Source organism: Bradyrhizobium sp., assembly GCF_019244115.1.
In the GTDB taxonomy this organism is placed as follows: Bacteria; Pseudomonadota; Alphaproteobacteria; order Rhizobiales; family Xanthobacteraceae; genus Bradyrhizobium.
This window is the reverse complement of the sequence record NZ_JAFATE010000105.1, coordinates 1-8099: the sequence shown is the minus strand read 5'-3', so window position 1 is coordinate 8099 and position 8099 is coordinate 1. Positions and strand designations below refer to the sequence as shown.

At 64.2% G+C, this 8099-nt stretch carries 10 protein-coding genes; 9 read left to right on the top strand and 1 reads right to left on the bottom strand.

The window, feature by feature from the left end; translation table 11 throughout:
• The coding region (locus JOZ76_RS04885) for an SDR family NAD(P)-dependent oxidoreductase (protein WP_291697495.1) at positions 1-491 on the bottom strand (491 nt) is incomplete at its 3' end.
• An 82-nt stretch (positions 492-573) separates the two neighbouring features.
• On the opposite strand from JOZ76_RS04885, the gene JOZ76_RS04880 reads away from it, so the two are divergent.
• The 9 genes from JOZ76_RS04880 (at position 574) to JOZ76_RS04840 (ending at position 8059) form a co-directional block, all read left to right on the top strand.
• The gene (locus JOZ76_RS04880) at positions 574-1236 is read left to right on the top strand and encodes a TetR/AcrR family transcriptional regulator (protein WP_291697494.1); all 663 of its coding nucleotides are present in this window, start codon (positions 574-576) and stop codon (positions 1234-1236) included.
• A gap of 95 nt (positions 1237-1331) precedes the next feature.
• On the top strand, positions 1332-1712 hold the full coding sequence (locus JOZ76_RS04875; RefSeq protein ID WP_291697493.1) for a thiol-disulfide oxidoreductase DCC family protein: 381 nt from the start codon (positions 1332-1334) through the stop codon (positions 1710-1712).
• Positions 1713-1798: 86 nt separating this feature from the next.
• The gene (locus JOZ76_RS04870) at positions 1799-2731 is read left to right on the top strand and encodes a DUF817 domain-containing protein (protein WP_291697492.1); all 933 of its coding nucleotides are present in this window, start codon (positions 1799-1801) and stop codon (positions 2729-2731) included.
• A 104-nt stretch (positions 2732-2835) separates the two neighbouring features.
• On the top strand, positions 2836-3642 hold the full coding sequence (locus tag JOZ76_RS04865) for a lytic murein transglycosylase (RefSeq protein WP_291697491.1): 807 nt from the start codon (positions 2836-2838) through the stop codon (positions 3640-3642).
• 185 nt (positions 3643-3827) lie between these two features.
• Positions 3828-4439 carry a LysE family translocator gene (locus tag JOZ76_RS04860; protein ID WP_291697490.1) on the top strand — a complete coding sequence of 204 codons (612 nt, stop codon included), beginning with the start codon at positions 3828-3830 and terminating at the stop codon, positions 4437-4439.
• Positions 4440-5093: 654 nt separating this feature from the next.
• On the top strand, positions 5094-6305 hold the full coding sequence (locus JOZ76_RS04855) for a diguanylate cyclase (RefSeq protein WP_291697497.1): 1212 nt from the start codon (positions 5094-5096) through the stop codon (positions 6303-6305).
• A 37-nt stretch (positions 6306-6342) separates the two neighbouring features.
• Complete coding sequence (locus JOZ76_RS04850; protein WP_441299976.1) at positions 6343-6966, top strand: peptidoglycan recognition protein family protein; 624 nt, start codon at positions 6343-6345, stop codon at positions 6964-6966.
• Positions 6967-7143: 177 nt separating this feature from the next.
• On the top strand, positions 7144-7656 hold the full coding sequence (locus JOZ76_RS04845) for a hypothetical protein (protein ID WP_291697489.1): 513 nt from the start codon (positions 7144-7146) through the stop codon (positions 7654-7656).
• A 133-nt stretch (positions 7657-7789) separates the two neighbouring features.
• Positions 7790-8059, top strand: a complete 270-nt coding sequence (locus tag JOZ76_RS04840; protein WP_291697488.1) for a hypothetical protein — start codon at positions 7790-7792, stop codon at positions 8057-8059.
• Positions 8060-8099: the final 40 nt, after the last annotated feature.

Genomic DNA, 8099 nt, shown 5'->3' with positions numbered 1-8099 from the left:
TTGGTGTCGATCACATCGTTCCATTCCGCGGCCGAGAATTCGTGCAGGGGCCTTTCGATCGTGATGCCGGCATTGTTGAGCGCGATGTCGAGGCCGCCAAACGTCTCCACCGCCCTGGCGACGAAATCCTTCACCTGCGCCTCGTCGCGCACGTCGGCCTTGACATAGAGCGCGCGGCCGCCCGCCGCCTTGATCTGCTGCTCGAGTTGGGCGCCCAGCGCCTCGCGCCGGCCACAGAACGCCACCGCCGCGCCCTGCCGGGCAAAGGCAATCGCCGCGGCGCGGCCGATCCCCGACGTGGCGCCGGTGATCAGCACGACCTTTCCGGCAAAGCGGGTCGGCGCTTCGACGATGGTGGGAGTGGGGGCGCGCCTCGCGCGCGCCATCGCGATGCCGCCGAAAAAGCCGGCGGCGGCGCCCAGGCTTGCTCCCCCGGCGGCGCGAAGCCAGTGCCGCCGCGGTGGATTGTCGAGATTTTTCGCCTCGCTCATGATCTTCCGCCCTGTAAGTTTTTCGCCAGCATGATATTAACACTGACAACATCAGGCTAGCACGAATATTAACACTGTCAACATGAATGCGAAGAAGACCCGGAACGGAAATCGGACGGCGACGCGAAAGGCCGCGCCCGCGCGCGCCTATCACCACGGTGATCTCAGGAGCGCACTGGTTAGCGCCGCGGCCGCACTGCTGGAGCGCGACGGCGCAGAGGCGCTGTCGTTCCGGGCCGTGGCGCGCGCCGCTAATGTGTCGCAGGCCGCCCCCTACAACCATTTCGCCGGACGCGAGGAGCTTTTGGCGACCGTGGCCGAACAGGGATTTCGCGCCCTCGAAGCCGCGCAAATCGCGGCGGCCGAGCGTGCGGGCACCGGCGTGTCACGGGTGATCAGCCTCGGCATGGATTACATCGCCTTTGCGATCGCCCATCCGCAGCTCTACCGCCTGATGTTCGGGGTCGGCGTCGCCAACTGGTGCGCCTATCCGGCGGTCGCAGAAGCCAAGCACCGGGCGTTCGAACCGACCCGCGCCGTGCTCGCGGACTATCTCGGCGCAGCAACGCCGTCGGCGACGCGCGAGGCGGCCGCGCATGCCGGATGGGGCCTGGTGCATGGCCTCGCGATGCTGCGGCTCGATGGGTCGGTCGCGGACCGGGCCGGATCGGACGACCTAGAGCGCGAAGCCGCCGCGATCGAACTGTTTGCGGCCAGCCTCGGGAGGATGGGCAGCGCGCCCTGATCGCAAAAATGCCCCATGGCTGACAATGATTGCAGCGATCCTTCCAGGCTGCGGCGATGATCGCACGAGGCGCATCGCCGGCGCATGAGGCAAGCATGAGCGCACCCGAGCTCACCGTCTGGTACAACACACGCTGTCCGGTCTGCGACAACGGCATCGACTGGCAGCGGCGCAAGCTGATCGAACTGGTCAAGGAGGGCCGCCTTGCGTTCAAGGACATCAACGCCGAGCCGGATGCGCTCAAAGCCTACGGCGCTTCGCTGGACGACGTGCGCCGCCGCCTGCATGCGACCGACGCCGACGGCAAGCTGATCGTCGGCGCCGACGTCGCGGTCGCGTTGTGGAAGATGACGCCCGGCCAGGGCTGGCTCGCCGCGCTGCTCGGCAATCCGGCGACGCGGCCGGTCACGCGCTTTGCCTACGACCATTTTGCCGACGCGCTGTTTTCCTGGAACAAGCGCAAGGGCCATTGGTGAACCTGCACGGAATCTGCTGAAGATCTGTCCGAGCGGTGCTGAGGCGTGTCCAGGATTTGCCATGGGACAGATCAAGAACGATAGCCATGAATGATCGCAATGACCTCGCCAAGCCCGCGGACAGCGCCGCCGCGCTCTGGGCGCCCTTAAAACCTTTCATCGCGGGCGAGGCCCGGCTCGGCCGCGCCATGGCGAGGCGGCACTGGACCGCGGTACTTTACGAGTTTCTGCGCTTCGGTGTGAAGCAGGGCTGGGCCTGCCTGTTCGGCGGCATCGCGGTGGCGCTGATGATCGGCACCTTCAGCTTCTATCCCGCGAGCATCGCGCTCGCGCGCTACGATGCCCTGTTTGTCGCCATGCTCGCGGTCCAGGCGATCCTGCTTGTCACGCGGCTGGAGACGTTCGACGAAGCAAAAGTCATCCTGATCTATCATCTGGTCGGCACGGTCATGGAGATCTTCAAGACCGCGGTCGGGTCCTGGATCTATCCCGAGCCGAACTTTTTCCGGATCGCGGGCGTGCCGCTGTTTTCTGGCTTCATGTATTCCTGCATCGGCAGCTATCTCTGCCGGGTCTGGCGGCTGTTCGACTTCCGCTTCACCCGCCATCCGCCGCGCGCAAGCCTGGTCGCGCTCAGCCTCGCCGCCTATGCCAATTTCTTTCTCGACCATTTTGGCCTCGATCTGCGGATCGTGCTGTTCGCCGCCGCCGCGCTCGCTTTCGGCCGCACCACCGTCCATTACAAGGTCTGGCACGTCCACCGCTCGATGCCGCTTCTGCTCGGCCTCGTGCTGGTGTCGCTGTTCATCTGGTTCTCGGAAAACATTGGGACCTACACCAAGACCTGGCTGTATCCCGCGCAACAGCATGCCTGGGCCTTGGTGTCGATCGCCAAGCTCGGCTCGTGGTTTCTGCTCCTGATCATCAGCTACACGCTGGTCAGCCTGGTCAACCCGCCGCGTGAGATCACGAGGGGACGCGAGGAGGCAGCGGCAGAGCCGGAGCGCGCGGCGGCATAGCAAGATCGTGCAGCCTTCGTTTCGCCAAGGTCGTCATTTTGACCTGCGGGATTCTCCCGTGGCATGATCGGCGACCCGCCCGGTGGAATCAAAGGGATCAAGCGATGCTCAAACGTGGTCCGGCAGTGGTTGTCGCTGCCTTTCTTGTGACCGGCTCTGCACACGCCGCCCGCTGCGGCGGCGATTTCCACACCTTCATCACCAGCTTTTCCAGCGAGGCGCAGGCCGCCGGCGTTTCGCCGGCCGTGATCTCCGAGGCCCTCGCAGGGCTCACGCAGGATCCGGCCACGCTCGCCTTCGATCGCCGCCAGCGCTACACATTCAACAAGAGTTTTGAGCAGTATGTCGCAACCCGGGTCGGTCCCGGCCGGATCAATGGCGGGCGCGCCATGCTGCAACGGCACGCCGCGCTGCTTGCGCGCATCGAGCAGCGTTTTGGCGTGCCGCGCCAGATTCTGGTTGCGATCTGGGGACTCGAGACCGATTTCGGCCGGGGCGACATGGGCAAACTGCCGGTGATCCGGACGCTCGCGACGCTGGCGCATGATTGCCGCCGCTCCGAGCTGTTCCAGGCAGAACTGCTGGCGGCGCTGAAGATCGTGCAGCGCGGCGACCTGCCGCTGCGCGACCTGATCGGCGCCGGCGCCGGCGAGATCGGCCAGACCCAGTTCCTGCCGTCGTCCTACATCAAATATGGGGTCGATTTCGACGGCGACGGCCGCGTCGACCTGCGCCACAGCGTGCCCGATGTGCTCGCCTCCACCGCCAACCTGCTGCATACCAATGGTTTCGAGATGGGCGGCGGCTACGGTGAAGGCAGCGCCAATTTCGACGCCATGCGCGAATGGAATCACGCGGTCATCTACCGCAAGACGATCGGCTATTTCGCCGACCAGCTGGTCGGGCGGTGAAGCCTGCCACTGCGTGGCGCGAATGAAATGAGTGAACCCGGAATCTCGAGATGACGGCGCGAGATCCCAGCTTACGCTGACGCGCCCCCGCGTTCTGCAATCTGGCGCCATCGGCGGTCAAGGAAACGGGTGGTGCAGCCTCGGCAATTGACGCATGATGCGGAGTGGACTGGTCGGAGGGAAAGATGTCACTTGCATTTCTGATCACCTCATTGATTGTCGTCGCCTCGCCCGGCACCGGCGTGCTCTATACGCTGGCGGCGGCGCTGACGGGTGGGGCGCGGGCCTCGGTCGCCGCGGCCTTCGGCTGCACGCTCGGCATCGTGCCGCATATGCTGGCGGCGATGCTGGGCTTGGCCGCCGTCCTGCACGCCAGCGCCCTGGCATTTTCCACGCTGAAATGGCTGGGCGTGCTCTATCTGCTCTACATGGCCTGGCAGACCCTGCGTGAGACGGGTGCGCTATCGATCGACCAACGCCCGAGCCCGCGATCGCATGCGCGCGTGATCGTGCGGGGGATCCTGGTCAACATTCTCAATCCAAAACTGTCGATTTTCTTCTTCGCCTTCCTGCCGCAGTTCATCGATGCCGGCGAGACCCGCGTGCTGGCGCGGATGCTGGAATTGAGCGGCGCCTTCATGGCCATGACTTTCGCCGTGTTCGTCCTCTATGGCCTGTTCGCGGCCGCGGTGCGCGAGAGGGTGGTGTCGCGGCCAGGAGTCATGGCCTGGATGCGGCGTGCCTTCGCCTGCGGCTTTGCCGGGCTCGGCGCGCGGCTGGCCCTTGCGGATCGCTAGCGCATGTCCCGGCGAAGTGGATTACTGGGTGATCCAATATGACCGGGAAGCGCTGTCGTACGCTCGAGAACGAGGGAAAGAAAAAGGCGGGCTGATACAGCCCGCCTGCTTCTGAGAGAGGTTGGTTGCCGTCCTCGTCGGACGGCCCGGGCGGAGCAAGGCCCCACCCGGACCAGAAGGATTACTTCATCTTCTTGGCTTTTTTGGCCTTCTTCGCCTTCTTTGCCTTCTTCGCTTTCTTAGCCATAGTATCCTCTCAGGGTTTAATGGATTGAAACGCGACACGAGAGGCATGCTCGGCGGAGGGCCAGCCTCGCAACATCCTCGATTGTAATCGAAAGCAGATTCGCTGGCTCCTGCCGTGGCCTGTCACACCGGTGTCATTGCGTTATCCACAACTGTTATGCACTTTTGATGCGTTTTCTCGCAAAATCAGACCGACCGCATCGCAATGGCGGATCTCGTCTATCCACTCCACCAGCGTTAATGTGTCGCGAATCCCCTCTTTATGATTTTAAAACCACGCCGTGATCTCACGGCCGCGCCTTGAGATTCCGTTAATTGCCATTCTCCCATTGTGCGGCTCCAAGAGCAGGGATGACCGGCACACACCGGCCGCGCGAGGGACAGGCCAATGCGTATCCGAGGGTCGCGATGCTGAGCGTTCCGACGCTTTGGACGGTGTTCGTCGTCAATTTCTTCGCGCTCGGCCTGATCTGGGCCTATGTCATTCACGCCTATCCCAAGCTGGTGGCGGCCCGCTACTGGGCCGGCACGGCGCTCGCCGCCATCGTGGGGGCGATGCTGGCGCTGCTGCGCAACGAGGTCTCTTCGCTGCTGCCGCTGTTGATCGCCGGCGCCTTCATGGTGTTCGCCGCCTGTCTCGCCTGGATGGGCACGCAGCGCTTCTATGGCCGCGCAGCGTCCTGGCGTACCAGCCTGGCGCTCGTTGCCGTCACCGCGGGAATCCTGCTCTTCTTCATCTATGGCTATGACAGCCGGCTGATGCGGATCACCGCCTATTCGGTCGCACAGTCGCTGCCGATGCTGCTGATGCTGCGATTGTTGCTGGCGCCGGAGCACGGACGCCATAGTCCGGGCGCACGACTTGCCGCGGTTCTCATCATTCTCTTCGTCTGCATCTACGCCGCGCGCATCGTCGGCAGCCTGCTGGGCATGAATTTTAAATTCGGCCAGTCCAGCCCGGCCGCCACCGCGACCGTGCTGATGGTGATGTTCCTGTCGATGTCGATCAATTTCGGCCTGCTGCTGATGGCGGTCGAACGGCTCCGCAGCGAGGTCGCCGAACTCGCACTGCTGGACGACCTGACCGGGGTCGCCAACCGGCGGCACCTGATGCAGCGGCTCACCGAGGAGTGCGCGCGGTCGGAACGCAGCGCCGTGCCGTTCTCGCTGCTGGTGATCGATCTCGACGGCTTCAAGGCCATCAACGACACCTACGGCCATGCCGCCGGCGACGCCTGCCTGCAGCATTTCACGCTGATGGCCCAAACGCGGCTGCGGCCGGGGGACATGCTGGCGCGCTCCGGGGGTGACGAGTTCTGCATCGTGCTGCCGGCGTCGACCCTGCGCGAGGCCGCAATCATCGCGCGCCGGGTGCTGCAGGTCTGCCGCGACGATGCGGAGGCGAGCGGCGGCCTCGACATTCCGATCGCGGTGTCGATCGGAATCGCGCAATGGACCTCCGAGATCGCCCTGTCTCCGGAGCTTTTGATCCTGCACGCCGACGAGGCACTCTACGTCGCCAAGAAGGAAGGCAAGAATCGCTATGCGGCCTATAGTTCCGCGCCGCCGGTGTCACCGGAAGGGGATGGCGAGGCCGAGCGGCTGCTGAAGCGCGTCTGACATGCTATCTTGAGCCCTCCACGAGGGGCCTCAGTTCATGAGTCCACGTCCGCTTGCGGCGGCATTGATGGCCGGCGCGCTGTCCGTTTCCGTGTCCGCCCAGCAGGGCGACATTGAAACGATCGCGCGCGTCTCCGGCACGCCCGAGATTCCCGGGCTGAAGATGGTCTGGCTCGCGCGTTGGGGGGACGTTGCCAAGTCGCATCCCTGGAAGAACATCATCGTGCACCAGACCGAGGGGCCGGCCGGCTCGGCGCGGGGCGGGGCGCAGGAGCAGGCGAAAAACCCGACGCGGCGCGGCGTCATGGTCTGGGTCGAGACCGACGGCACCGTGTACTGGGCGGTCGGCGAGACGCTCGTTCCGACCCATACCGACGGCGCCAACCGTACCGACGACAAGTATGTCGACAACAGCAAGACCTATCACCAGGTGAACAAGGACAGCTCGATCGGCGTGGAATTTGCCGGCAACTATCCTGACGTGACGCGCGGTCCGACCGAGGCGCAGATCGCCGCGTGGCGCATTCTGGTCCGCGTGCTGCGCGCGCGCTACCAAATCCCGCTCGATCATGTCTATGCGCACAACTGGATCGACTTCAAGGACGCGCGCTATTGCGAAGGCTGCGCGCTCGCGGCCATGGCGCGGGAGTGGGGGGAATGATTGCAATGTCATCGGCCTGACCCCGGCATGCAGGTGCTGTCTGCATGAGATTGCGGCTCAGGCGCACAGTCGTCCTGGACTCGTCGGCTGTATGCCGCTCGAGGTCCACAATCTTGGCGCACTGTTCGCGGTCTATGGTCCACGCCAACAGGAAAAACCCGCGCTGGAAAACTTGCAATGTCAGCACTGACCATCTGGCCGATCGCGGCAGGCCATCGGCACCTGTTTCGGAGTCACGGCATCGAGATCGCGCGACTCGCTCCGGCCGCCATGCTGTTGCTCTGCGCCTCGGTCTCGGCGGCCGTGGAGGCGCCGGGCAGGCCGGTCCTGGAACGAAACAATTTCTATCTGTCGTCCGCCGGGTTTCGCATCCAGGTCGCCAACGATCCCGCCGGGCAAAAAGCCATGCGCGCGCTGCCGGCGCACCGCTTCGTCACCGAAGGGGTCGGCGAGGCCATGCGCTATTATTATGCCGAGCCGCAGCGCTGCGTCTGCGTCTTCGTCGGGACCCGACTGGCCTATGACCGCTACCGCCAGATGGTCAACCTGCCGCTGACGTCGACCACGTCGTCGCCCGACTACAAGACCCAGGCCGGGGTGCTGCTCAGCGGCCAGCCATTGCGGCAGAGCACGAAGGGTGATCCCACCAACCTGTCGGACTATCTCGGCACGCTCAGGTCGTCGTATTGAGGCCTCGAAGGACGGCTTCGGATCGGCATCCATCGTCGGTCAGGAGCTTTTGCCGTTGGATGGTCGGACCTCAGATCGGCGGCAATACGCGCTTTTATGGATCATCGGCGCGTTTTCAGCTATGCTCCGATCCATGAAAACCCAGACCATCGAAATCGATGACGTGACTGCAAACGCGCTCAGGCAGCGAGCGGACGAGCGCGGCGTTAGTGTTCCCGAATTGTTGGCGGAGTTGCTGGTCCTTGAAGCCGGTTCAGTTCGGGCGGACAGCGACGAGATCGCCGAATTGGACCGACGCTGGAAGGCATTCGAGGCCCAAAAATCTGTCGCCTCGAATGACGAGGTCGTACGTTGGCTCGAGACCTGGGGAACTCCGGCGTTCCGAAACTGGCGAGATCGATGAGGCTTGAATGGTCGGATGAAGCTCTTGCCGACCTCGATCG